Here is a 24,097-nt window from a genome sequence, read left to right as displayed (position 1 = left end):
CCGCCTTCGCGGCGGGGCGGCCCTTGCGCGGGGGCCCTGGTACTGGCCACGCCAGTTTCCACGGACATGGACGGCTCCAAGCACAATGGTGGATCGAGAATCGAAACGGCGGCAGCGCCGGAACCAATCCCGCCCCGCCCGCTCCCACACTGCACCATGCCTTCACGCCTGTTCCACCGCCTTGCAGCCACTCTCTTTTTCATAGCTGCCAGCGCTTTATGGACTAGCGCTATCGCCCAATTGGGCACCAAAACGACCGGCCAGGGCACCAGCGTGGTCACCACGCCCTATGTGCGGGCCGAGCTGCTGGCCCATGCGCCCCAGGGCGTGGCCCCCGGCCAGCCGCTGTGGCTGGGCCTGCAGATCACCCACCAGCCGGAGTGGCACACCTACTGGAAGAACCCCGGCGACTCCGGCCTGCCCACCGACCTGGTCTGGACGCTGCCTGCTGGGCTGGACGCAGGCGAAATCGCCTGGCCGCTGCCCAAGAAGATCCCCATCGGCACGCTGGCCAACTATGGCTATGAAGGCACGGTGCTGCTGCCGGTGCCCGTGACGGTGGCCAGCACCTATGCCCCCGGGCCGCTGGCCAAAGATGCCACCATCAAACTGCGCGCCTCGTGGCTGGTGTGCCGCAAGGAGTGCATCCCTGAAGAGGGCGAGTTCACGCTGCAGCTGCCCATTCAGAGCACCACGGCGCTGAACGGCGACGCGTTCGAGGCAGCGGCCAAAGCCCAGCCCCGCTCCGTGCTGGCAGGTACCAACGGCATCGTGCCCCACAGCCAGGCGCAGATTGCAGATGGCAATCTGCTTCAAGTCAGCGTGCAGGGCCTGCCCGTGGCGCTGCGCGGCAAGACGCTCGACCTGTTCCCCGAAACCGCCGAGGTCATCGACAACGCCGCCGGCTGGAAGCAGGCCTGGAACGGCAGCGTGTGGACCGCGCAGATTCCCCTGTCGGTCCAGCGCAGCGCCAGCCCCAGCCTGATGCCCGTGGTGCTGGCCGAGCAGGCGGCCGCAGGCCATGGCGCCGGCCCCGACACCCGCACCGGTTACCGCGCCGAGCTGAAGGTACTGGGCACCTGGCCGCAGGGCGCGTCAGCAGCTGCGGTGTCGCCCGCGCTGGAGGCAGCGCTCAAGGCCAACGCGGCGCAGGCGGGCGGCTCGGCAACGTCGGCCACAGGCTCTGGCGCCTCGTCCCTCACCCTCACTGCCGCGCTGCTGGGCGCCTTGCTTGGCGGGCTCATCCTCAACCTCATGCCCTGCGTGTTCCCGGTGCTGGCGATCAAGGTGGTGGGCTTCACCCAGCATGCGCAAGACCGGCGCGCGCACCGCATCAGCGGCATGGCGTACACGGCGGGCGTGGTGCTGTCATTCATCGCCCTCGGAGCACTCATGCTGGGCCTGCGCGCGGCGGGCGAGGCCGTAGGCTGGGGCTTCCAATTGCAGTCGCCGGCCGTTGTCGCTTCACTGGCGGCGCTGTTCACGCTGATCGCGCTCAACCTGGCGGGCGTGTTCGAGTTCGGGCATTTCCTGCCGTCCTCGGTGGCCAGCCTGCAGGCGCGCCACCCGGTGGCCGACAGCTTCCTTACCGGCGTGCTGGCCGTGGCCGTGGCCTCGCCCTGCACCGCGCCGTTCATGGGCGCGTCCATGGGCCTCACCGCCACGCTGCCCGCGCCCCAGGCGCTGGCCGTGTTTGCTGCGCTGGGCCTGGGCTTGGCACTGCCGTTCCTGGCGGCCAGCTTGGTGCCCGCCGTGGCGCGCGCCCTGCCGCGCCCCGGCGCGTGGATGGACACCTTCCGCAAGCTCATGGCCTTCCCCATGCTGGCCACCGTGGTCTGGCTGGTGTGGGTGCTGGGCCAGCAAAGCGGCATCGATGGCGCAGGAGCGCTGCTGATCCTGCTGGTGGGGCTGTCGCTGGTGGTGTGGGCCCTGTCGCTGGCCGGGCGTGCGCGGGTATGGATGGCCACGGTGTCCATCGCGGCGATGGCGCTGCTGGTCTGGGCGTTTGCGCCGCACGTCACCAACGTGTCCAACGCGCAAGCCGCCAACACACCGTCCGCGCAAGCCTCGGCCACCGGTTGGCAGCCCTGGGCACCCGGCGCGGCCGATCAGATCGTGGCCAGTGGCCGCCCTGTGTTTGTGGACTTCACCGCCGCCTGGTGCGTGACCTGCCAGTACAACAAGAAGACCACGCTGGCCCACGCTGACGTGCTGGCCGACCTGCAGACCAAGAACGTCGCCCTGCTGCGCGCCGACTGGACGCGCCGCGACCCCGCCATCACGGCCGCCCTGGCATCGCTGGGCCGCAACGGTGTGCCCGTGTACGTGTTCTACCGCCCTGGCAAACCGCCGGTGGTGCTGACCGAGGTGCTCAGCGTGGACGAGGTGCGCGCCACCATTGCCCAGTTGTAGGTCGCGCTGCCAGCCCACCTTTCCGCTTTCGACCACCCGCCAACCCCTTCAGGAGACCCTGCCATGAAGCTGCTTCGCCGTACGTTGATCGCCACCGCCGCCCTCGTCGCCCTGGGCGCCCAGGCCGCTGCCACCGTGGGCCAGCCCGCGCCCGACTTCACGCTCAAGGACACCAGCGGAAAGACCGTGCGCCTGTCGGACTTCAAGGGCAAACATGTGGTGCTGGAGTGGACCAACCCCGGCTGCCCCTTTGTGCGCAAGCACTACGACAGCGGCAACATGCCCGCCACACAGAAGGACGCCACCGGCCAAGGCGTGGTGTGGCTGTCCATCAACTCCACCGAAAAAGCCAGCAGCGACTACCTGGAGCCCGCCAAGCTCGCAGCCTGGAAGACCGAACGTAAAGCCGCCCCCACCGCCGTGCTGATGGATGAAGAAGGCACCGTGGGCAAGAACTACGGCGCGCGCACCACGCCGCACATGTACATCGTCAACCCGCAGGGCATGCTGGTGTACGCAGGCGGCATAGATAGCATCCCCTCGGCCCGCCCGGCCGACATCGAGAAGGCCACCAACTATGTGAAGGTGGGGCTGGCCGAGGCGCTGGCGGGCAAGCCGATCTCGGCAGCGACGACTGCGCCGTATGGGTGCAGCATCAAGTACAAGTCGCCGGCCTGACCCTCCGCTGCGAACCCGAGGGCATGCGTACACTGTTTGCATGCTCCACACCCCCGACACCATCAGCACCCTGCGCCACCTGCTCACCGCCTGCCGCACCATTGCGGTGGTGGGCCTCTCGCCGCAGTGGCACCGCCCCAGCTACTTTGCCGCCAAGTACATGCAGGCGCATGGCTACCGCATCGTGCCGGTCAACCCGCTGGTGGCGCGTGATGGCGGGCAGATCCTGGGCGAGACGGCCTACGGCAGCGTGACCGAGGCGGCCGCCGCCCTGGCCGCGCAGGGCCAAAAGATCGACATGGTGGACTGCTTTCGCAAGAGTGAGGACATCCCGCCGCTGGCCGAGGAGGCCGTCGCCATCGGCGCACAGTGCCTGTGGCTGCAGCTGGGGGTTTTCAACGAGGCCGCAGGCCTCCGTGCTGAAGCGGCCGGGCTGCAAGTCATCCAGAACCGCTGCGTGAAGATCGAACACGCGCGGCTGTTTGGTGGCCTGGGCTGGATGGGCGTGAACACCAAGGTGATCAGCGCCAAGCGCTTGCGGCAGCTGCCTTACTAGCAAATTGATAGCTATCAGCGCATATTGCACTAGCGCTTGCGGCCAGTTTCATTCAAATTCCTTCACCCAACCCTCTGCGCAGCACTGCGGGCTGCGCCACCGCCATGACCGAGCCCACATCCAACGGCGCCGACCGCCACTTCGGCTTTGGCACCCGCGCCATCCACGCCGGGGCCCAGCCCGACCCTGTGACCGGCGCGCGCGCCACGCCCATCCACCAGACAACCAGCTTTGTGTTCGACAACGCCGAGCACGCCAGCAGCCTGTTCAACCTGCAGACCTTTGGCAACGTCTACAGCCGCATCAGCAACCCCACGGTGGCGGTGTTCGAGGAGCGCATTGCCAGCCTTGAAAACGGCCGTGCGGCCCTGGCCTGCGCCAGCGGCATGGCCGCGCAGATGGCAGCGCTGCTGGCCATTCTGAAGACGGGCGACCACATCGTGGCGGCCAGCACGCTCTACGGCGGCACGGTGGGGCAGCTGGGCGTGGGCTTTGGCCGTCTGGGCATCGAGACCACCTTTGTGGACCCGGCCGACCCCGAGAACTTTGCGCGCGCCATGCGCCCCAACACCCGTGCCGTGTACGGCGAGACCATCGGCAACCCGCTGGTCAACGTGCTCGACATCGCCGCCGTGGCCGAGGTGGCGCATGCCCACGGCGTGCCGCTCGTCATCGACAACACGGTGGCCAGCCCTTACCTGTGCAACCCGCTGGCCCTGGGCGCCGACATCGTGGTGCACAGCGCCACCAAGTACATCGGCGGGCATGGCACGACCATGGGCGGTGTGGTGGTAGAGGGTGGCAAGTTCCCGTGGGACAACGGCAAGTTCCCCGAGATGGTGGAGCCCAGCCGCGCCTACCACGGCGTGAAGTTCTACGAGACCTTTGGCGACTTCGGCTACGCGATGAAGGCGCGCATGGAAGTCAACCGCACCTTTGGCGGCGTGCTTTCGCCCATGAACGCATGGCAACTGTTGCAGGGCGCAGAAACGCTGCACCTGCGCATGCGCGAGCACTGCCGCAATGCGCTGGCCGTGGCGAAGTTTTTGCAGAGCCACCCGCAGGTGGCGTGGGTCAACTATCCGGGTCTGGCGGATTCGCCGTACTACGACCTGGCGCAAAAGCAGTTCCGCGCGGTGGACGGCACGCCAGGCGCATCAGGCATCCTGACCTTTGGTGTGAAAGGCGGTGCAGCGGCCGGTGAGAAGTTCATTGATGCCTGCGAGTTCTTGAGCCACCTCGCCAATATCGGCGACGCCAAGACGCTGGTGATCCACCCTGCATCGACCACGCACCGGCAGCTGAACGAAGAAGAGCTGGCCCGCGCGGGTGTGAGCGCAGACATGGTGCGGTTGTCGGTAGGCATTGAAGACCTGGACGACATCCTGTGGGACATCGACCAGGCGCTGGAGCGCGCAGCGGGCTGATCGCCCCACCGCCTACACAGGGCCGACCGGCGCCCCCAGGCGCTGCGACAAACTCCGCGCCGCCTCCCGCAGGTGCTGCGCCGCCGGGCTCGCAGGCCCCGTCTGTAGCGTGGCACTCGGACCGATCACTGCGATGCACAGCACCAGTTGCCCAAACCCATCAAACACCGGCGTGGCCAGCGCGCTGATGCCGGGCAGGAGCTGGTCGGTCACCTCGCTGATCTGGTGCTCGCGCACAGCCTCCAGCTCGGCCGCAAAGGCGGGCTCGTCCAAAGCGCCCGCAAACCCTTCGGCCGCCAATGCGGCGGCAGCGCGTTCGCGCGGTCCGAAGGCGGCGAACACCTTGCCCGTGGCCGTGTGCCGCACCGAGGCCGCGGTGCCGTGGCGCATGGCCACATACACGGCGGTGGGCCCCTCTTCCACCCGAATGATGGTGGGGCCGTTGTCGCCCCAGACCGAGGCCGACACGGTGTAGCCGATGCGCTGGGCCAGCGCAGGCAGCTCGGCAATGGCTAGGCGCACCGGGTCCACCTGCTGCAGGCTGATCAGGCCCAGCTGCATGGCCAGCGGGCCCAGGCCGTAGTGGCCGCTCACGGCGTCCTGCTCGATCAGGCCCAGCTTGCCAAAACTCACCAGGTAGGGATGCGCCTTGGCGGCCGTCATGTCCGCCGCGCGGGCCAGGTCCTTGAGCGCCATGCGCCGGCCAGTGCGCGCCAGCACCTTCAGCAGCTGGCCACCCACCTCCACGCTCTGGATGCCGCGCGGGCTGCGGGGCGTGTCTTCGTCGTCGGCGGGGGGCAGGTCGGGGGGCATCGTGGGCATGCGGCGATTGTCCACGCAGCGCGGTCTCTACCAATCATTCTGGTTTTCACCTAAACAAATGCGTTAGACATTAACGAATTTCTTGCCTAACATCAACACATTCCGTTTAGATAAACGCATTCACCATTAACAAATCATCACCATGAGCACAGTCAAAACCTTTGCCTCCGCCGCCGACCTCGAAGTGAAGAAGGTGAGCTTCGACAAGCTCTCCGACCACGCCTACGCCTACACGGCCGAGGGCGACCCCAACACCGGCATCATCATTGGCGACGACGCGGTGATGGTCATCGACACCCAGGCCACGCCCGTGATGGCGCAGGACGTGATCCGCCGCATCCGCGAGGTGACGGACAAGCCCATCAAGTACGTGCTGCTGAGCCACTACCACGCGGTGCGCGTGCTGGGCGCCAGCGCATATGGGGCCGAGCACATCATTGCCAGCGAGGACACGCGCGACCTGATCGTGGAGCGCGGCCAGTTCGACAAGGACAGCGAGATCGGCCGCTTCCCCCGCCTGTTCCAGAACGTGGAGAGCGTGCCCGACGGCCTGACTTGGCCGACCATGACCTTCAACCAAAAGATGACCCTGTGGCTGGGCAAGCTGGAGGTGCAGATCCTGCAGCTGGGCCGAGGCCACACCAAGGGCGACACGGTGGCCTGGCTGCCGCAGGAAAAGATCCTCTTCAGCGGCGACCTGGTGGAGTTCGACGCCACGCCGTATGCGGGCGATGCCTACTTCCAGGACTGGCCGCAGACGCTGGACAACATCGCGGCCCTGAAGCCCGAAAAGCTCGTGCCCGGCCGGGGCGCCGCGCTGCAAACGCCCGAGCAGGTCCAGGCGGGCCTGGCGGGCACGCGCGCCTTCATCAGCGACCTGTACGACAGCGTGAAGGCCAGTGCGGCGAAGGGCGAAGACCTGCGCAAGGTGTACGAGGCCACGTTTGCCCAACTGCAACCCAAGTACGGGCACTGGGTGATCTTCAACCACTGCATGCCGTTCGACGTGACCCGTGCGTACGACGAAGCCACGCAATACCCCGACCCGCGCATCTGGACCGCCGAGCGTGATGTCCAAATGTGGAAGGCTTTGGAAGGTTGAGCCCCCGAGGTTGGAGGAGACAAAAAATGAACCCCAAAGACATTCCCCCAGAGGCCTTCCACGCCAGCGGCGCCGAGGTGCAGGCGCTCGATTTTGGTTATGTGCGCTCGCCCGATCAGGACGGTGCGACGCCCGCACAACACCCCATCGTGGTCATCGGCGCAGGTCCCGTGGGCCTGTCACTCGCCATCGACCTGGCCCAGCGCGGACAGCGTGTGGTGGTGCTGGACAACGACCACAAGCTCTCCATCGGCTCGCGCGCCATCTGCTTTGCCAAGCGCACGCTCGAAATCTGGGACCGCCTGGGTGTGGGCCAGCGCATGGTGGACAAGGGCGTGTCGTGGAACCTGGGCAAGGTGTTCCTCAAAGACGAGCAGCTGTACGAATTCAACCTGCTGCCCGAAGAAGGCCACGAGCGCCCCGCCTTCATCAACCTGCAGCAGTACTACGCCGAGGCCTACCTGGTGGAGCGTGCACTGCAGCTGCCGGGCATCGACATCCGCTGGCACAACAAGGTGACGGCCGTGCAAAGCCGCGCGGACGGCGCACTGCTGAGCATCGACACGCCCGAGGGCGTCTACCAGATGGATGCAGAGTGGCTGGTGGCCTGCGACGGCGCGCGCTCACCCACGCGGCAGATGCTGGGGCTGGAGAGCAAGGGGCGCATCTTTCAGGACCGCTTTCTGATCGCCGACGTGAAGCTGGCGGATGAGGCGAACTTCCCCACCGAGCGCTGGTTCTGGTTCGACCCGCCCTTTCACCCCGGCCAGAGCGTGCTGCTGCACCGCCAGCCCGACAACGTGTGGCGCATCGACTTCCAGCTGGGCTGGGACGCCGACCCTGAGGAAGAAAAGAAACCCGAGAACATCATTCCGCGCGTGCAGGCGCTGCTGGGTGCGGAGGCGCAGTTCGAGCTGGACTGGGCCAGTGTCTACACCTTTGCCTGCCTGCGCATGGACCAGTTCGTGCACGGCCGCGTCATCTTTGCGGGCGACAGCGCGCATGGCGTCTCACCCTTCGGCGCACGCGGTGCCAACAGCGGCGTGCAGGACGCCGAGAACCTGGCCTGGAAGCTGGACTGGGTGCTCCAGGGCCGCGCCAGCCCCGCGCTGGTAGCCACCTATGGGCCAGAGCGCGAATACGCCGCCGACGAAAACCTGTGCAACTCCACCCGCGCCACCGACTTCATCACGCCCAAGAGCGAGGTGAGCCGCCTGTTCCGCGACGCGGCGCTGCACCTGGCGCGTGAACATGCGTTTGCAAGGCGCATCGTCAACAGCGGGCGTCTGTCGGTGCCAGCCACGCTACATGCATCGCCATTGAACACGCCCGACACCGATGCGTTTGCGGGCACGCAGGTGCCCGGCGCCGTGCTGCTGGATGCGCCGTTGACAAAGCAGGGCCAGCCTACCTGGCTGCTGCGCGAGCTGGGGCCGGACTTCACGCTGCTGGTGTTTGGCCCGGCTCCTGCGTGGGCCCATGGCCTGCCCGGTGTGAAGGTGCTGCAGATCGGCATCGACGTGATCGACCACCAGGCGCTGGCCGCCCAGCGGCTGGACGCGCTGCTGCGCACTGTGTACCTGGTGCGGCCCGACCAGCATGTGTGCGCGCGCTGGCGCAAGCCCACCGAAGCAGCGGTGCGCAGCGCACTGGCGCGTGCCACGGCCGCAGCCGTCTGACCAGGAAGACGACAAGGAACATGCCCATGCTGAACACCCAACCGAACCTGCAGGCCTGCGACGATTTTTATGAAGCGCTGATTGCGGCGCACCAGGGCCTGTCCACGCCCGAAAGCCACGCCATGAACGCACGCCTGGTGCTGCTGCTGGCCAACCACATCAGCGACCAAGCCACGCTGCAGCACGCGCTGCAACTGGCGCGCGGCAGCGCCGTGCCGATGGCCGACCGGCGCACCACCCCGGCCGTCACGCCGGTGGTGCCCACCCACGCGGTGGCAGCCTAGCCGCAGCCCCTTTTCATCCCCACGGCTTCAGCACCGCGCAGATGGTGCAGGGCCCGACTCGCCTTGAACCTAGACCACTACGGAGACAACACCACCATGCAGCGCAAACATTTCCTCGCCACCCTCGCGGGCCTGGCCCTGGCCACCACCCTGCCCCTGGCCCACGCCCAGGACTCCAAGCCGCTCGAATGGGTGGTGGGCTACGCCGCAGGCGGTGGCTCGGACATCGTGGCGCGCACCATTGCCGAGTCGATGTCGGCCACGCTGGGCCGCACCATCATCATCAACAACAAGCCCGGCGCGGGCACCAACATTGCCGCCGAGTACAGCGCGCGCAACAAGGACTACGGCAACCTGATGTTCTCGGCCGACTTCGCCACGCTGGCGGCCAACCCGTTTTTGTTCAGCAAGCTGAGCTACAACGCCGAGAAGGACTTCCAGCCAGTGGGGCTGCTGGTGCGCTTTCCGATGTTCCTGGTGGTGTCCAACAGCGTGCCGGCCAAGAACCTCAAAGAGTTCATGGCCTGGGCCAAGGGGATGCCCGATGGGGTCAACTGGGCATCGGCCGGCCCGGGCAGCCCGCACCACCTGGTGGGCGAGCTGTTCCGTGAGCAGAGCGGGCTCAAGCTCACGCACGTGCCGTATCGCGGTGCGGCTCCGGCCATTCAGGACGTGATTGGCGGCCAGGTGTCTGCGATGTGGATCGACAGCGCCACGGTGTATCCGTTCCTCGCGGGCAACAAGGTGCGCGCCATTGGCGTCGCCAGCCCGCAGCGCGTGGCGACCATGCCCGATGTGCCCACGATTTCCGAACAAGGTCTGCAAGGGTTTGAGGGTTTTGCATGGCAGGGCTTGGTGGTGCCCACGGGCGCACCGGCCGATGTAGTGGCCAGCTTCAGCAAGGCGCTGCAGACGGCCCTGGCCGACACGCGCACCAAGGCCCGGCTGCAGGCCCTGGGTGTGGAGCCTATGCCCGGCACCGCTGCCCAGATGGGCAGCTTTGCACGCACCGAGCGGGAGAAGTGGGGGCGCGTCATCACCAAGGTAGGCGTAAAACTCGACTAACCCCCCAGCGGCTGCGACCCATCCCCCTGCGGGGGCGCCCACGTTGCGGGCCGAATATGGGGCTCAGCGGCTGCGCGCCAGCCTTCGCTTGCGGTGCAAGGCGGGTGCGAGCCACAGCAGCTGCACCGTCACATAGCCCAGCACCGCCAGCAGCAGGCCCAGGGTGGGCAGGCCGATCAGCAGCGGCGTGCCCAGTGCCTGCATCCAGGTGCCCAGGGCCTGCACCGTGAACTCCCCACCCGGCGCCACGCTGCTCCAGGCGGGCAGGGTCTGCGCGCCGGGCATCAGCAGCGCACCGAGGTAGAAGGCCATCACATACAGCGGCACGGTGGTGAGCGGGTTGGTATAGAAGGTGGCCACGCCCCCGGCCACCACGTTGCCGCGCAGCCAGGCGCATACCAGCAGCGTGCCCGGGATCTGCAGCGGCCCGGGGATCAGGCCGCAGAACATGCCCGCCGCCACCCCGCGCGCCAGCGGCTGGCGCTGAAAGCGGAACAGCGCGCGCTGCTCCAGCCAGGGCTGGAACTGCGCCAGCCAGCTGCGGTCCAGCAGCTGCCGGGCCCGGGGCTCCAGGGCCCGCAGCCAGCGGCGCAGGCGACACAGCGGCTGCATCATGCGACGAACGCTACCGCGGTGCCAGCGCCCCACAAGGTGGTCAGGCCCACCAGCAGGCGCACATCGCGCGGCTCGTTACCCGAGCGGTAGGCCATTGCGGTGGCCCCCACCAGGCCCAACAACATGCACAGCATCACCGATTCGATCAGATCCATGGCTCGGGTCTCCCGGTTCGGCAGCGATCAGGCCTTGGGGGGCAGTGCGGGTGGGGCGCCCTTGGCCGCCTCGCCCGAATTGCGCAGCGACAGGAAAATCGACCCGGCGATCAGCGTGGCCGTGACCAGCAACGCATAGCCAATCGGAATCTTCACAAAGTCGATGAGCAACATCTTGCCGCCGATGAAGACCAGGACCAGCGCCAGGCCGTAGGCCAGCAGGTGGAAGCGGTCCGCCAGGTCTGCCAGCAAGAAGTACAGCGCACGCAGGCCCAGGATGGCAAAGATGTTGGCCGTGAGCACGATGAACGGGTCGCTGGTGATCGCGAAGATGGCCGGGATGCTGTCCACCGCAAAGATGATGTCGGTCGTGCCGATCAGGATCAGCACCACGAACAAGGGCGTGTAGTGCTTGACGCCGTTGATCAGGGTCGAGAGCTTTTCACCATCGAACTGGTCGGTGATGCGGATGCGCTTTTTCAGGAACTTGAGCACCGGGTTGGTGGCGATGTCAGGCTCCTGCCCGGCGGCAAACCACATCTTGATGCCGGTGATGACCAGGAACGCGCCGAACACATACAGCAGCCAGTGGAAGGTCGCCAGCAGCCAGGCACCGGCCAGGATCAGCAGCGTGCGCAGCACGATGGCACCGATGATGCCGATGATGAGCGCGCGCTTCTGGTACTGCGGCGGCACGGCAAAGTAGCTGAACAGCATCAGGAAGACGAAGATGTTGTCCACCGACAGGCTCTTCTCGACCAGGTAGCCGGTGATGAACTGCATGGACACCGTGTTGGCGACCTCGCGGCCCTGGCTGCTGTCCAGGTACCACCACAGGATGGCCACGAACACAAAGGCCAGCGAGAACCACAAGAGGCTCCAGCGCAGCGCCTCTTTCATCGTGACCTTGTGCGCGCCCTGGCGCTCCATCACCAAGAGGTCGATGGCGATCGCCACCACCACAAAGACGGCAAAACCCGCCCACATCCACCAGGTGCCTATTGTTTCCATGCTCTTTCTCCAAAGGGGTATTGCTCTGGCCGGGCGCTAACCCAGCGGCAGACCCGCACTGTAGGGACGCAGGAGATTCTTTAAAACCTGTCATATTGGTAGCATTGGTTCGGTTTTTACGAACCAACCACCTTTTTGACCAAACCGTCACGCCAACATCATGAGCCAGAGCTTCAACTACCGCCATCTTTTCTACTTCTGGGTGGTGGCCAAGGAAGGCGGCATCGCGCGCGCCGCCGAGCGGCTGGACATGGCCGTGCAGACCATCAGCGCCCAGGTGCGCGACCTGGAAAAGTCGCTGGGCGTGAGCCTGCTGCGCACCGAGGGCCGCAACCTGGTGCTGACCGATGCGGGCGTGGCCGCGCTGCACGAGGCCGACCATATCTTTGCGCTGGGTGAATTGCTGCCCGTGCGCGTGCGCGAGGCCGCCAGTGGCCAGACGCTGCGGCTGAACCTGGGCATCTCCGACGGCATCGCCAAGCTGGCCGTGCACCGGCTGCTGACCCCCGTGCTGGACGAGCCCCACCTGCGCCTGCTGTGCCACGAGGGCGAGTTCCAACCCCTTTTGGGCGAGCTGGCGCTGCACAAGCTCGATGCCGTGCTGGCCGACCGCGCCGCGCCCCCCAACCCCGCCCTGCGCACCACCAGCCAGCTGCTGGGCACCAGCGCGATTGCCTGGTACGCGCCCCCGCTGTGGGCCGAGGCGGCGGCCAACAACTTCCCGCACAGCCTGGCCGTGGTGCCCGTGCTGCTGCCCACCGACCACGCCGCCATGCGCGCACGCATCGACCACTGGCTGGAGCGCGAACGCATCCGCCCGCACATTGCCGGGGAATTTGAAGACAGCGCCCTCTTGAGCACCTTTGCCGCCACCGGCATGGGCGTGATGCCCGCACCGGTCTCCCTGGGCGAGCACTTGGCCCAGACCCACGGGCTGGTGCAGGTGGGCACCGCGCCCGACGTGCAGGAGCAGTTCCACCTGATCTACAGCGCGCGCAAGGTGATGCACCCGCTGCTCACGCGGCTGCTGGAGGCGGGCCAGGGCGGAACGCTATTGAATTAATAGCTGCTGGCGCATATTCATCTGGCGCTTGGGGCCAAAAATACTCAAAAACCGACGCATACCCCTCCACAGGGTCCGTCAGTCGCGCCCGGCCCGCTCGATGTGCAGTGCGGCCGATGCAGGGTCCGAGAAGCACAGCTCGTGGCTGCCCGGGCACTCCACCAGGCGGAACAGGCCCAGCCGCTCCGACAGGCGCGGGTGCCAGGGCAGGCTGTGGGGCAACGCGGTGTCTTGCTGCGCGTTCAGATAGCTCTTGCCCACCTCCAGCGCGGCCAGCGGCACCGGCAGCTGCGCCGGTTCGGTGAAGGTGCGGTAGGGGTGGGGGTTGAGCAGCGCGTAGGTGCTTTGCGCCAGGGCCTCGTCGGCGTCGTTGATGAAGGCCTCGCGCCAGATGGGGTACGGCAGCATCACGGCATTGCCGTTGCTGGCCGCCACCTGATCAAACAGCGCGCGGTAGTGTGGCGGCACCAAGTCGTTCAGGCACTCGCCCGGCTGCGGCACAAAGGCGTTCCAGTACACCAAGCGGCGGATGCGCCCGGGCAGGCGCGATGGCATGTGGCTGATGACCATGCCGCCGTAGCTGTGGCCCACCAGTCGCACATCGGTCAGGCCTTGGCCTTCGATGAAGGCCGCCAGCGAATCCACCGCGTCGGCCAGGCCCGTGGCCGCGCGGTCGTCGCCGGGGTTGTTGCCCGCGAGCGTGGGGCAGTGCACAGTGTGGCCGCGCGCGCGCAGGTGGGTGGCGGTGGCTTCCATCTCGGCACCGGTGTGCCATGCGCCATGGACCAGGACATAGGTATCCGGCATGTGTGTGTCTCCTTGGGGTTGTGTTGCAGGACCGGGCTATCCGCCCTGCCGCTACCTTAGGAACACCGGACGGAGCTGAATGGCCTGCGCGTGCCAGCCGTCTGTGTTGGGTGTGCCAAAAGCTCCACCGCCGTGCAGCACGGCGAGGCGAAGCCACAACGACCCGGAGGATCGGGAGACGGAATCAGCCGCCGCGCCGCCACTGCGCGGGCGACACACCCATGACGCGCTGAAAAGCGCGCGCGAAATGCGAGGGGTCCGCAAAGCCGCAGCGCCGCCCGATCTCGCCCACGGCCACATGGGCCAGCTGGGGACGGCGCAGCAGCTCGCCCGCCCGCGCCAGGCGCAGTTCGCGCAAGGTGCCCGCAAAGGTGTGGCCCTGCGCCGCAAACGCCCGGTGCAGGGTGCGCAGCGACACGCCCGCCTCCTGCGCCAGCGCCGGGGCCGAGAGGCTGGGCTGGTCGATGCGCGCCCGCAGCAGCGCACACAAATGGGCATGCAGGCTGCGCGCAGCGGTGGGCGCCGGTGGCTGGGGCGGCTCCAGCGCGGCGCACAGCAGCGCGCCCAGGTGGTCGGACAGCAATGCGGGCGGCAGCGCCTGCGCCGAGGCGGGGTCGCGCGCCAGCTGCACGGCCAGCGCCCCCAGGCTCTGGCCCCAGCCCTGGTCGCGCCAGGCCACGCGCGGCCCGGGCGCCTCGGCTTGCTGCAGCCACTGTCCCACCCAGGCACGCGGCAGCTGCAGCGACACGCAGTGCACGCCGTCGGGAAAGTGCAGTTCGTACGGCCGGGCCGAATCCAGCAGCACCACATCGCCCGGTCGCAGGTGGGCCACATGGCCATCCTGGCGCACATGCCATGCGGTCTCGGCCTGGCCGATCAGGTAGAAGGGCAGCTGGCGGCTGCGCGCAATACCGGCGGGCGTGCGAAACACGTCCTGGGTGGAGGCCCGCACGCGGTTGATGGACAGTGTCTCCACCGGCAGGCTTTGCAGCTCGCCGCCAAACAGCGGCGCCTCGCGAGAGCTACAGTCCATCTCCAGAAACGCCTCGCAGATCGCCCCCACCCAGTAGTCCAGGCGCGCGGGCGGCGCCACCACATCGGTGGTCCACTGGCGCAGAGCAGCGGGGGACGAGGGCACAGACACGGCGGGCATGGCGCCCAATCTACCGGCAAGCGAGCGTGGCAGGCAACAGGGCAAGCCCTGCCGTCCGCCCGCTAACTTGCATGCCCGCCGGGTTCAGCGCTGCGGCATGTCCTTGGCCGAGTACCCCAGGCTCACCGTGGCGTCGTCAGGAATGGCGGGCATGGACGCGTTCCACGCCTCCCAGGCGGCGCGCATGGCCTGCAGGCGTGCGGGCTCCACGGGCGCGCGGTTGGCGCGCTCGCGTTCGTCGTCGGCCAGGTTGAACAGGTAGTCGTTGCCGTCCACCCGCAGGTACTTCCACACGCCCTGGCGCATGGCGCGCTGGCCCCGGTGGTTCATGCGCCAGAACAGCGGGGGCTCGTCAATCATGCTGGCATCGCGCAGCAGCGGCATCAGCGAGCGGCCGTCCAGCGGGTAGTCCGCATGCGCGGCGGCGCCTGCGGCGTCGAGCATGGTGGCGGACCAGTCCATGGTCATGCAGGTCTGTGCGCTCACGCCGCCAGGGGCGATCACCGCAGGCCAGTGGGCGATCCAGGGCACGCGGATGCCGCCTTCGGTCAGGTCCATCTTGCCGCCCACCAGGGGCCAGTTGTCCGAGAAACGCTCGCCGCCGTTGTCGCTGGTGAACACCACCAGCGTGTCGCGCGCCAGGCCCTTTGCCTCCAGCAGCGCCATGATGCGGCCGATGCCCTCGTCCATGTGGTGGATCATGCGGCGGTAGGTCTCGATGTTGCCGCCGTGCAGGTGGAACAGGTTCGTCTTCACCTCCTGCGCCAGCGCCTCGTCGTCGCGGGTCTCCCACGGCCAGTGGGGTGCGGTGTAGTGCAGGCTAAGAAAGAACGGCGTGCCGGCCTGCGCGCCCGGCGCCATGCGCTGCACATAGTCGAGCGCGTGGTCGGTGATGAGGTCGGTGAGGTAGCCGTCCTGCTGCTTTTCCTCCTCGCCCAGGTACAGGTCGTGCGCGCCATTGGAGCTGCAGTGGGTGAAGTAGTCCACCCCGCCCGACATGGGGCCGAAGAACTCCTCATAGCCCGAGCGCAGCGGCCCGAACGCGGGCGGGTAACCCAGGTGCCACTTGCCCATCAGCGCCGTGCGGTAGCCCGATGCGCGCAGTAGCGACGGCAGCGTGGGGTGCTCGGGTGGCAGGCCCAGTGTGGTGCTGCCCCGGCTTTTGCTGTTGATGGGCTCCTCGGCCGCGCCGCGCAGGCGGTACTGGTAGCGCGCCGTCATCAGCGCAAAACGTGTGGGCGAGCAGACGGGCGAATTCGAATAGCCCTGCGTGAGCTTGAGCCCGTTGGCCGCCAGCTGGTCGAGCACCGGCGACACCGGGCCAAAGGCTGCGTCGCGCCCACCATAGCAGCCCAGGTCGGCATAGCCGAGGTCGTCGGCAACGATGAAGATGATGTTGGGGCGGGGGTGCGTTTTCATCTCTGAGATCCAATGTGACTGAACCCGGGCTGTGACCTGCGCAACTGGCACGGCCCATGCGAGGGGCGGCTAGCAAGGGCCGCCCCGCAGCGAGGCCGCCGTCCCCCTTGAGGGGGAAGCGGCGCAGCCGCTCAGGGGGTGCTTCCTATCAAGGTTTGAAGCCAGAACGCTGTACGACTGGCGCCCATTGCGCACGATAGGCCTTGAGCATGGCTTCGGTCTGCGCCATGGTCGCCACCACGGGTTCCATCTTTGCGGTTGCGAACTTGCGCTGGGTGTCGGGGTCCTTCATCACCTCATGGATCAGGCCGGCCAGGCGCTCGGCCTGCGCCTTAGGCATGCTCATGGGCGCAAAGAAGGTGTTCCAGCCAGTGGCGGCCAGGTCCATGCCGGCTTCCTTGAACGTAGGAATCTGGGGCGCCAGCGCGCTGCGCTTGGCGCTCGACACGGCCAGGATGCGGATCTTGCCGGCTTCGTGCTGGGGCAGCAGGGTGTCAAACGTATCGAACGCCACAGGCACCTGGCCGCCTAGCAGGTCGTTCAGCAGCGGCGCCGAGCCCCGGTAGCCCACCACCTCGGCGCGCACCTTGGCCGCGTCGCCCACCATCAGGCCAAAAAAGTGCGGCAGACTGCCGGTGGCGGGCACGCCGAAGTTGGCCTTGTCCGGGTTAGCCTTGAGCCAGGCCATGAGGTGCGGCAGCTCCTTGACCGGCACGGCACTGCCCACAGCCACGCCGAATTCGTAGCTGTTGACATGGCTCACGGGGCGGAAGTCGCGTTCGGGGTCGTAGCCCGCGTCAGGGAACACCAGAGGCGCCACCAGCATCACGGCGGGGTTGGCCAGCAGCAGCGTGGGCTGGTTGGCGGGCGCGGCTTTGACAGCCTGGGCCGACAGGCGGCCGCCCGCGCCGGTCTTGTTCTCCACGATCACAGGCGTGCCAAGCTTGCTGCCCAGCTTGTCGGCCACGATGCGGGCCACGCGGTCGGTCGCGCCGCCAGGGGCGTAGCCCACCACGATGCGCAGCGGGGTGTCCTGGGCATGCGCCAGGGTGGCACACAGAGCCAGCACGGCGGTCAGGGCAGAGGTGGCAAGGGGTTTCCACATGATTGGTTTCTCCAGCGTGGGCAGACGGGCCCGGCAGCGGGGCTGCCCGGATTGATGGGCGCAATGTATTGGCCACACAATCAATTGATCTAATCAATCATTGCCAGGAAATACCCTGATGCCAGCCCCGGCCCCCAACCCACCCGCAGCGCCTGGCCACCGGCTGGCCCACCCGCAGGCCGCCAACGACCTGCTGATGTACCGCCTCAACCGCCTGCTGGCAGTGGCGGGCAGCCTGGTGGTGCGACTGTGCGAAGGCGGCTATGGCATCACCCGCCGCGAGTGGGGGCTGATGATGATGCTGGCACAGCACCCCGGCATGCCCCCGGCCGAGTTGGCCCAACGCCTGGGGCTGGACCGGGCCCGCACCTCGCGCGCCATCACCTCGCTGCTGGCCAAGAAGCTCATCACCCGCGACGCCATGCCTGGCGACCGGCGCCAGGCCCAGTTGTCGCTCACGGCGGCGGGCCAGGCCGTGCACGACGAGCTGTTTCCTCAGGTCAAGGCGCTCAACCAGGAGCTGCTGGCCGGACTCGGCACCGAGGCGGTGGCAGGCCTGGACCAGGCCCTGGCCGACATGCAGCAGCGCGCCGAGGCACTGGTCGCTACCCGCACCGATGTGCCTCGCACCTACCGGCTGCGTGGTGGACGGCATGTGGATTGAGGGGGTTTGCAGAATGGAGTGGCCCCAAAACGGGGAACCGGCGATATCCTCAAACCCGCCCTGAGCCACCCGCCCACGGCACGCACGCGCTCCCCTTGTCCCACAACGACCCACGCACACCCTACGCCATCCCTCATGTCCCAGCACTCGACCTCTTTGTGGAGCCCCCTGCGCCAACCCGCGTTCCGGGGCCTGTGGATTTGTGGCGGCATCTTTTTTGTGGGCAGTGGCATGCAGACCATGGCAGCCGCCTGGCTCATGGTGGAGCTAACGGGCTCGTCCTTTCTGGCCGCGCTGGTGCAGACCGCTGTGTTCATGCCCATGTTTTTGCTGGCTCTGCCCGCCGGCGTGCTGGCCGACACCACCGACCGGCGGCGCCTGATCTCTGGCGCACTGCTGGCGCAGGCGGGGGCCAGTGCACTGCTCACGCTGCTGGTGCTGGGCGGCTGGGGCGGGTCGGCCTCGGTGCTGTTTTTGGTATTCGTCTGCGGCTGCTGCACAGCGGTGCTCACACCCGCGTGGAACTCATCGGTCATCGACCCCGTGCCGCGTGACGAATGGCCCCAGGCCATCACCGCCGTGAGCATTGCCTACAACGCCGCGCGCGCGGTGGGGCCCACGATGGCAGGGCTGGTGTTTGCGCAGCTGGGCGCGGGCTGGGTGTTTGCCGTCACGGTGACCACGACGCTGGTGATGTGGGAGTCGATCCGCCGCTGGCCGCCCAAAGCGCACCCGCCCTCCAAGCTGCCCGCCGAGCGGCTGTGGGGCGGCACGCTCAGCGGCCTGCGGTTTGCATGGCACTCGCGCATGATCCTGGCGCAGCTGGTGCGCGTGATGGCTTTCAGCGCAGCGGGCTCGGCCTTGTGGGCGTTGCTGCCCGTGATCGCCCAGCGGTTGGGCACAGGCGCCCAGGGCTTTGGCCTGCTCATGGGCTGCCTGGGCACGGGCGCCGTGGGCGTGGGTCTGGTGCTGGGGCGGCTGCGCGCACGCTTTGGCATGGAGGTCATCGTGGGCGTAGGCGGCGTCGTGTTTGGCATCGCCATGCTGGTGGCGGCGCTCACCCACATTACCTGGGTGGTCTACATCGCCATGCTGTTTGCAGGCGCGGCCTGGATGTCGGCCATGTCCACCTTCAACACCGCCACGCAGGCCAGCGCGCCGCAGTGGGTGCGCTCACGCGCCGTGGCCATGCACATGGTGGCGGCGCTGGGTGCGTTTGCGATGGGCTCGGCGTTCTGGGGCGCTACGTCGGACATCCTGGGCCTCACGCCCACGCTGTGTGTGGCCGCCGCGCTCATGGGCGTGGGCCTGCTGCTGGCCCGCCCCATGCCGCTGCGCATGGGTGCGCTGCACGAGGTGACCCAGGCCACGCCCTGGGATGAACTGTTCATCGAAGCCGAGCCCCTGCCCGAAGCTGGCCCCGTGGCCGTGGAGGTGGGCTACCGCATCGCCCCCGGCACCGACGCCGCCTTCCTCGACACCATCAGCCGCATGAAGGCCCCGCGCCGCCGTGACGGCGCCACCTTCTGGCGCGTGTACAAGGACCTGGGCGAGCCCTCGCGCTATGTGGAGCGCTTCATCGTCGAATCCTGGGCCGACTACCTGCACCAGCGCTCCCGCGCGACCATGGCCGACCAAGCCCTGGAGACCGAGGTGCGGACGTTTCTGGCGCCGGGCGAGGTGGTACGCATGTCGCACTACATCGCTGAAAGGTGACGCCTCCCTGAGCGGCTGCGCCGCTTTTCCCAAAGGGGATGCATCCGGCGGCCCGGCAAAGCCGGTTCCGCAGGCGCACCAACTTGATGCGCGTCAATTTCTACCGCCAGGTCGGGTGCCAAGGCTGGCAGTCGGCCTGCGACAATTGCGGAATGACCTTCGCCCCTCTTGCCAACGACACCTTCCTGCGCGCCTGCCGCCGCCAGGCCACTGACTACACGCCCCTGTGGCTGATGCGCCAGGCGGGGCGCTATCTGCCGGAGTACAAGGCCACACGCGCCCAGGCGGGCAGCTTCATGGGCCTGGCCACCAATGTGGATTACGCCACCGAAGTGACTCTGCAGCCGCTGGAGCGTTTCCCGCTCGACGCGGCCATCCTGTTCAGTGACATCCTCACCGTGCCCGACGCCATGGGCCTGGGCCTGTCGTTTGCCGAGGGCGAAGGCCCGCGCTTTGCCAAGGTGGTACGCGACGAAGCCGCCGTGGCCGAGCTGGCCGTGCCCGACATGGACAAGCTGCGCTACGTGTTCGACGCTGTGACCAGCATCCGCAAGGCCCTCAACGGCCGTGTACCGCTGATCGGCTTCTCGGGCAGCCCCTGGACGCTGGCCTGCTACATGGTCGAGGGCAAGGGCAGCGACGACTACCGCCTGGTCAAGACGCTGATGTACAGCCGCCCCGACCTGATGCACCGCATCCTGGCCGTGAATGCCGACAGCGTGGCCGCGTACCTCAACGCCCAGATCGACGCGGGCGCCCAAGCCGTGATGATTTTTGACAGCTGGGGCGGCGTGCTGGCCGATGGCGCGTTCCAGGAATTCAGCCTGGCGTACACCAAGCGTGTGCTGGCGCAACTCAAGCGCACCGGCGTGGATGGCACCGACGTGCCGCGCATCGTCTTCACCAAGGGCGGCGGTATCTGGCTGGAAGACATGAAAGACATCGACTGCGAGGTGCTGGGGCTGGACTGGACGGCCCACCTGGGCAAGGCGCGCACCATCGTGGGTGGCACGGCGGGCGGCCCCGGCAAGGCCTTGCAAGGCAATATCGACCCCAACGTGCTGTTTGCGCCCCCCGCGCAGATCATCACGCAGGTGCACGCCGTGCTCGACAGCTTCGGCACGCCGCACACCGACCGAACCACCACGGGTCCCACGCACATCTTCAACCTGGGCCACGGCATCAGCCAGTTCACGCCGCCAGAGCATGTGGCAGCCCTTGTGGAAGCAGTGCACAGCCACTCGCGCGCGCAGCGCCAGCGCTGATCGCAGGGACCAGACAGCGGTAAGAGCCCGCCATCCTCTCTGGCGGCATGCGCTCCCTTCCCAGGCCCGCCCTGGGTGCAAGCACACTCCGGCCCTGGCAGCCACCCGCCGCCCGCCCCCTCTCCCCACCATTGCCCCTGCCCGGTCATCATCCTCTGGCTTGCACCTGGGTAGGGCGCCACAGCGGCCCCTGCGACAATCCGAGAGCGTTTACCTCCGGCCGAGGCGGCGCGCCAGGCGCACTTATGCACAAAACTGGAGCATCCGCCCGCCCCTTTCGGCTTCAGACCGGGGCTCGCCAAATATCCTTGCCCAATCGCTAAGTGGTTGATTTGTATGAATTTAAAGCCCCTGCCTTTTTGATAGGCAATCCAGCCAAAGCACGGATTGACAAAGACTTGCGGGGCAAACCCAAGGGATATCAACAAAGTTATCCACAGGAATTCTGAATTTCTTACAAATACCCTGTCAAATCAATCACTTGCAGCCCATATCGAAGAAATGCATGAACATGAAACCACGCCACTAGCACAAAAAGGGGCTACCTGTCCTCTTGACGAAGTCCGGGTGTCCGACTTATGCACACAATTCGTGATGCAGCGCAACATAAAGCCGCCGGCACGGCATAGCACAAAAATCGGCGGCAAATTTCTTCAGATGATTGATTCATAACGATTTTTTTGGGGTGCCGTATTTCCGGGCAATCTGTTCGCAGCCAGTATTCATGCGGCTTGGACGGTGGTCCGGGCAGGATGTCAACAAAGTTATCCACAGAAATTCGGGATTACTCACACACCCACGGCAAATCAAGCACTTAGCCGCTAAACCTCCAGATCACATCCACAACCCGCACTAAGCCTTCTTCTTGTCTCATAGCTTGTGTCAATCCCTTTCGCCATCGTCCACGTTGCCCTGCAAACGCCTTCCCACAGTGGCGTCGGCGACCTGCTGAGCTACGCCAGTGAGCACCCGCTCCCTCCAGGTGCGTTGGTGCGTGTGCCCCTGGGCACACGCGAGGTGCTGGGCGTGGTGTGGGATGCCGACGAGGCCCCTGGCGAGCTGCCCGATGGCGCCACCCTGCGCCCCATTGCCGGCGTGCTGGAGGGTGTCCCCCCCCTGGATGCGCCGTGGCGCCGGCTGGTGGGGTTTGCGGCGCGCTACTACCAGCGCGCCTTGGGCGAGGTGGCGCTGGCCGCCCTGCCCCCCCAGTTACGCGACCTGCGCCCCGAGCAGTTGGCGCGGCGGCTGCGGCGCCCGGCCAGGGGCGCTGGAGACGCCTCATTTACTATCGAAAACATAGCACTCACCGCAGAACAGGAAAGCGCCAGAGCCCGAATTTCTGCAGAAAGAGGGCCCTTCCTGCTGTTTGGCAGCACGGGCAGCGGCAAGACCGAGGTGTATCTGCGCTGCGTGCAAGAGATGCTGGAGGCCGATCCCACCGCCCAGGCGCTGGTCATGGTGCCCGAGATCAACCTCACGCCCCAGCTGGAGGAGCGGTTTGCAGGCCGCTTTGCGCCGCGCTTTGGCCCCGGCGCCGTGGTGTCGCTGCACAGCGGCATGACCAACCCGCAACGCCTGGCCAGCTGGCTGGCCGCCCATGGCGGCAGCGCGCGCATCGTGCTGGGCACGCGCATGGCGGTGTTCGCCAGCCTGCCGGGGTTGAAGCTCATCGTGGTGGATGAGGAGCACGACCCCAGCTACAAGCAGCAAGAAGGCGCGCGCTACTCGGCCCGTGACCTGGCCATCTGGCGCGGGCGCGAGCAGGGCGCGAAGGTGGTCCTGGGCTCGGCCACGCCTTCGCTGGAGAGCTGGCACGCCAGCCGCCCGCCCACGGCCGAAGACCCCGAGGGCGGCCGCTACGTGCGCCTGCACATGCCCAGCCGCATCGGCGCCGGGGCCCTCGCCCGTGTGCGCCGGGTAGACATGAACCAGCAGCCCCGCCGCACCGTGTTCAGCGCGCCGCTGCTGCAGGCCATTACCGAACGCGTGGCGCGCGGCGAGCAGAGCATGATCCTGCTGAACCGCCGGGGCTACGCGCCCGTGCTGCACTGCGTGGACTGCGGCTGGAAGAGCGACTGTCCGCACTGCAGCGCGCACCAGGTGTTCCACAAGACCGACCGCACCCTGCGCTGCCACCACTGCGGCTACACGGTGCGCGTGCCGTTTCACTGCCCGACCTGCGGCAGCCCCGACATCCACCCCATGGGCAAGGGCACCGAGCAACTGGAGGAGCAGCTGGGCACCCTGTTGCGGGAGGTGCTGCGGCCCGACCGCACGCCCGCCCGCATCGCCCGCATCGACGCCGACACCACCAAAGCCAAGGGCGCACTGGAAGCCCAACTGGCACAGGTGCATTCGGGCGAAGTGGATGTGCTGGTGGGCACGCAGATGATTGCCAAGGGGCACGACTTTCGGCGCATCACGCTGGTGGCTGCGGTGCAGCCCGATGGCGCGCTGTTCAGCAGCGACTTCCGCGCCGCCGAACGGCTGTTTGCCCTGCTGATGCAGGCGGCGGGCCGCGCCGGGCGCGACGCTGCCTACATGGCCGCCCAAGCGGTGCACGGCACGCAGCCCGAGATGTGGGTGCAGAGCTTTCACCCCCAGCACGCCGTGTTCGAGGCGCTGCGCAAGCACGACTATGAGGCCTTTGCGGCCCAGCAGCTCAAGGAGCGCGAAGAGGCGGCCATGCCGCCGTTCTCGTACCAGGCGCTGGTGCGGGCCGATGCGCGCACGCAGGAGGTGGCCCAGGGCTTTCTGACCGCTGCCACGGCCGCCGCTCACGCCGCGCAGTTGCCGGGTTTGCCCGATGGCACGGTGATCCTGTTCCCGCCCGTGCCGCTCACGATCCAGCGCGTTGCCAATGTGGAGCGCGCCCAGATGCTGATGGAAAGCAGCAGCCGCGCCACCCTCCAGCGCTTTCTGGCCGCGTGGCAGCCGATATTGCAAGCCACGCGCAGCCAGCCGGAGCACAAAGGGCTGATCCGCTGGCTGGTGGACGTGGACCCGCTGGCCATCTAAGTCCGACCGGCAGGCCCACGCAGCGGCCTCAATACACAACGGGGGCTGCGCTTTTCAACGCAGCCCCCGTCTCGACAGAGC

Annotated in this window: 21 protein-coding genes; 13 read left to right on the top strand and 8 right to left on the bottom strand. The window is 67.4% G+C overall.

Annotated elements, in window-relative coordinates; all coding sequences use genetic code 11:
• Positions 1 to 156 precede the first annotated feature (156 nt).
• The 4 genes from ASD94_RS22585 to ASD94_RS22570 all read left to right on the top strand — a co-directional run bounded on the left by ASD94_RS22585 (position 157) and on the right by ASD94_RS22570 (position 5,073).
• Positions 157 to 2,412, top strand: a complete 2,256-nt coding sequence (locus ASD94_RS22585) for a protein-disulfide reductase DsbD (protein ID WP_056648154.1) — start codon at positions 157 to 159, stop codon at positions 2,410 to 2,412.
• Positions 2,413 to 2,475: 63 nt separating this feature from the next.
• On the top strand, positions 2,476 to 3,090 hold the full coding sequence (locus tag ASD94_RS22580; RefSeq protein WP_056648151.1) for a thioredoxin family protein: 615 nt from the start codon (positions 2,476 to 2,478) through the stop codon (positions 3,088 to 3,090).
• Positions 3,091 to 3,130: 40 nt separating this feature from the next.
• Positions 3,131 to 3,646, top strand: coding sequence for a CoA-binding protein (locus ASD94_RS22575; RefSeq protein ID WP_056648147.1), 516 nt, complete (start codon positions 3,131 to 3,133; stop codon positions 3,644 to 3,646).
• A gap of 104 nt (positions 3,647 to 3,750) precedes the next feature.
• Entirely contained in the window at positions 3,751 to 5,073 is a 1,323-nt protein-coding gene (locus ASD94_RS22570; RefSeq protein ID WP_056648144.1) for an O-acetylhomoserine aminocarboxypropyltransferase/cysteine synthase family protein, read from the top strand.
• A 12-nt stretch (positions 5,074 to 5,085) separates the two neighbouring features.
• Here ASD94_RS22570 and ASD94_RS22565 read toward each other — a convergent pair whose 3' ends face one another.
• The gene (locus ASD94_RS22565) at positions 5,086 to 5,895 is read right to left on the bottom strand and encodes an IclR family transcriptional regulator (protein WP_056648142.1); all 810 of its coding nucleotides are present in this window, start codon (positions 5,893 to 5,895) and stop codon (positions 5,086 to 5,088) included.
• Between the two features lie 142 nt (positions 5,896 to 6,037).
• Between ASD94_RS22565 and ASD94_RS22560 the strand changes: the two genes are divergently transcribed.
• The 4 genes from ASD94_RS22560 to ASD94_RS22545 all read left to right on the top strand — a co-directional run bounded on the left by ASD94_RS22560 (position 6,038) and on the right by ASD94_RS22545 (position 10,025).
• A complete protein-coding gene (locus tag ASD94_RS22560) occupies positions 6,038 to 6,997 on the top strand; it encodes an MBL fold metallo-hydrolase (RefSeq protein WP_056648138.1) in 960 nt (319 codons plus the stop codon).
• 26 nt (positions 6,998 to 7,023) lie between these two features.
• Positions 7,024 to 8,676, top strand: a complete 1,653-nt coding sequence (locus tag ASD94_RS22555; RefSeq protein ID WP_056648135.1) for an FAD-dependent oxidoreductase — start codon at positions 7,024 to 7,026, stop codon at positions 8,674 to 8,676.
• A gap of 26 nt (positions 8,677 to 8,702) precedes the next feature.
• Positions 8,703 to 8,960 carry a DUF2783 domain-containing protein gene (locus ASD94_RS22550; protein WP_056648132.1) on the top strand — a complete coding sequence of 86 codons (258 nt, stop codon included), beginning with the start codon at positions 8,703 to 8,705 and terminating at the stop codon, positions 8,958 to 8,960.
• A 96-nt stretch (positions 8,961 to 9,056) separates the two neighbouring features.
• Positions 9,057 to 10,025 carry a tripartite tricarboxylate transporter substrate binding protein gene (locus ASD94_RS22545; RefSeq protein ID WP_056648130.1) on the top strand — a complete coding sequence of 323 codons (969 nt, stop codon included), beginning with the start codon at positions 9,057 to 9,059 and terminating at the stop codon, positions 10,023 to 10,025.
• A gap of 63 nt (positions 10,026 to 10,088) precedes the next feature.
• Here the strand turns inward: ASD94_RS22545 and ASD94_RS22540 are convergent, their stop codons facing one another.
• The 3 genes from ASD94_RS22540 to ASD94_RS22535 are packed head-to-tail and all read right to left on the bottom strand — an operon-like array spanning position 10,089 to position 11,806.
• On the bottom strand, positions 10,089 to 10,640 hold the full coding sequence (locus ASD94_RS22540; RefSeq protein ID WP_056648127.1) for a DUF2062 domain-containing protein: 552 nt from the start codon (positions 10,638 to 10,640) through the stop codon (positions 10,089 to 10,091).
• Positions 10,637 to 10,795 (bottom strand): hypothetical protein, encoded by a 159-nt coding sequence (locus ASD94_RS23910; RefSeq protein ID WP_200954265.1) that lies wholly within the window; start codon positions 10,793 to 10,795, stop codon positions 10,637 to 10,639. The genes ASD94_RS22540 and ASD94_RS23910 overlap by 4 nt, the downstream gene beginning before the upstream one ends.
• 27 nt (positions 10,796 to 10,822) lie before the next feature.
• Positions 10,823 to 11,806, bottom strand: a complete 984-nt coding sequence (locus ASD94_RS22535) for a TerC family protein (RefSeq protein WP_056648123.1) — start codon at positions 11,804 to 11,806, stop codon at positions 10,823 to 10,825.
• Positions 11,807 to 11,966: 160 nt separating this feature from the next.
• Here ASD94_RS22535 and ASD94_RS22530 point away from each other — a divergent pair, with 160 nt between their 5' ends.
• Complete coding sequence (locus tag ASD94_RS22530; protein WP_056648119.1) at positions 11,967 to 12,869, top strand: LysR family transcriptional regulator; 903 nt, start codon at positions 11,967 to 11,969, stop codon at positions 12,867 to 12,869.
• 78 nt (positions 12,870 to 12,947) lie between these two features.
• On the opposite strand, the gene ASD94_RS22525 is transcribed toward ASD94_RS22530, so the two are convergent.
• The 4 genes from ASD94_RS22525 to ASD94_RS22510 form a co-directional block, all read right to left on the bottom strand.
• Positions 12,948 to 13,676, bottom strand: coding sequence for an alpha/beta hydrolase (locus ASD94_RS22525; protein ID WP_056648116.1), 729 nt, complete (start codon positions 13,674 to 13,676; stop codon positions 12,948 to 12,950).
• Positions 13,677 to 13,860: 184 nt separating this feature from the next.
• The gene (locus ASD94_RS22520) at positions 13,861 to 14,829 is read right to left on the bottom strand and encodes a helix-turn-helix domain-containing protein (protein WP_056648113.1); all 969 of its coding nucleotides are present in this window, start codon (positions 14,827 to 14,829) and stop codon (positions 13,861 to 13,863) included.
• A gap of 84 nt (positions 14,830 to 14,913) precedes the next feature.
• Positions 14,914 to 16,248, bottom strand: coding sequence for a sulfatase (locus ASD94_RS22515; protein WP_056648110.1), 1,335 nt, complete (start codon positions 16,246 to 16,248; stop codon positions 14,914 to 14,916).
• 148 nt (positions 16,249 to 16,396) lie between these two features.
• Positions 16,397 to 17,353: a Bug family tripartite tricarboxylate transporter substrate binding protein gene (locus ASD94_RS22510; protein ID WP_056648106.1), complete on the bottom strand. Its 957-nt coding sequence runs from the start codon at positions 17,351 to 17,353 to the stop codon at positions 16,397 to 16,399.
• 118 nt (positions 17,354 to 17,471) lie between these two features.
• On the opposite strand from ASD94_RS22510, the gene ASD94_RS22505 reads away from it, so the two are divergent.
• The 4 genes from ASD94_RS22505 (at position 17,472) to priA (ending at position 24,016) form a co-directional block, all read left to right on the top strand.
• A complete protein-coding gene (locus tag ASD94_RS22505) occupies positions 17,472 to 18,017 on the top strand; it encodes a MarR family winged helix-turn-helix transcriptional regulator (protein ID WP_056648103.1) in 546 nt (181 codons plus the stop codon).
• 135 nt (positions 18,018 to 18,152) lie between these two features.
• Positions 18,153 to 19,733 carry an MFS transporter gene (locus tag ASD94_RS22500; protein ID WP_056648100.1) on the top strand — a complete coding sequence of 527 codons (1,581 nt, stop codon included), beginning with the start codon at positions 18,153 to 18,155 and terminating at the stop codon, positions 19,731 to 19,733.
• A gap of 152 nt (positions 19,734 to 19,885) precedes the next feature.
• A complete protein-coding gene (gene hemE / locus ASD94_RS22495) occupies positions 19,886 to 20,998 on the top strand; it encodes a uroporphyrinogen decarboxylase (RefSeq protein ID WP_056648097.1) in 1,113 nt (370 codons plus the stop codon).
• An 885-nt stretch (positions 20,999 to 21,883) separates the two neighbouring features.
• Entirely contained in the window at positions 21,884 to 24,016 is a 2,133-nt protein-coding gene (priA, locus tag ASD94_RS22490; protein ID WP_056648386.1) for a primosomal protein N', read from the top strand.
• Positions 24,017 to 24,097: the final 81 nt, after the last annotated feature.

The sequence above is a fragment of the Acidovorax sp. Root70 genome, assembly GCF_001428225.1.
Classification (GTDB): Bacteria; Pseudomonadota; Gammaproteobacteria; order Burkholderiales; family Burkholderiaceae_C; genus Acidovorax.
The sequence above is the reverse complement of the archived record's forward strand: the minus strand, read 5'-3'. Positions and strand labels throughout refer to the sequence as shown.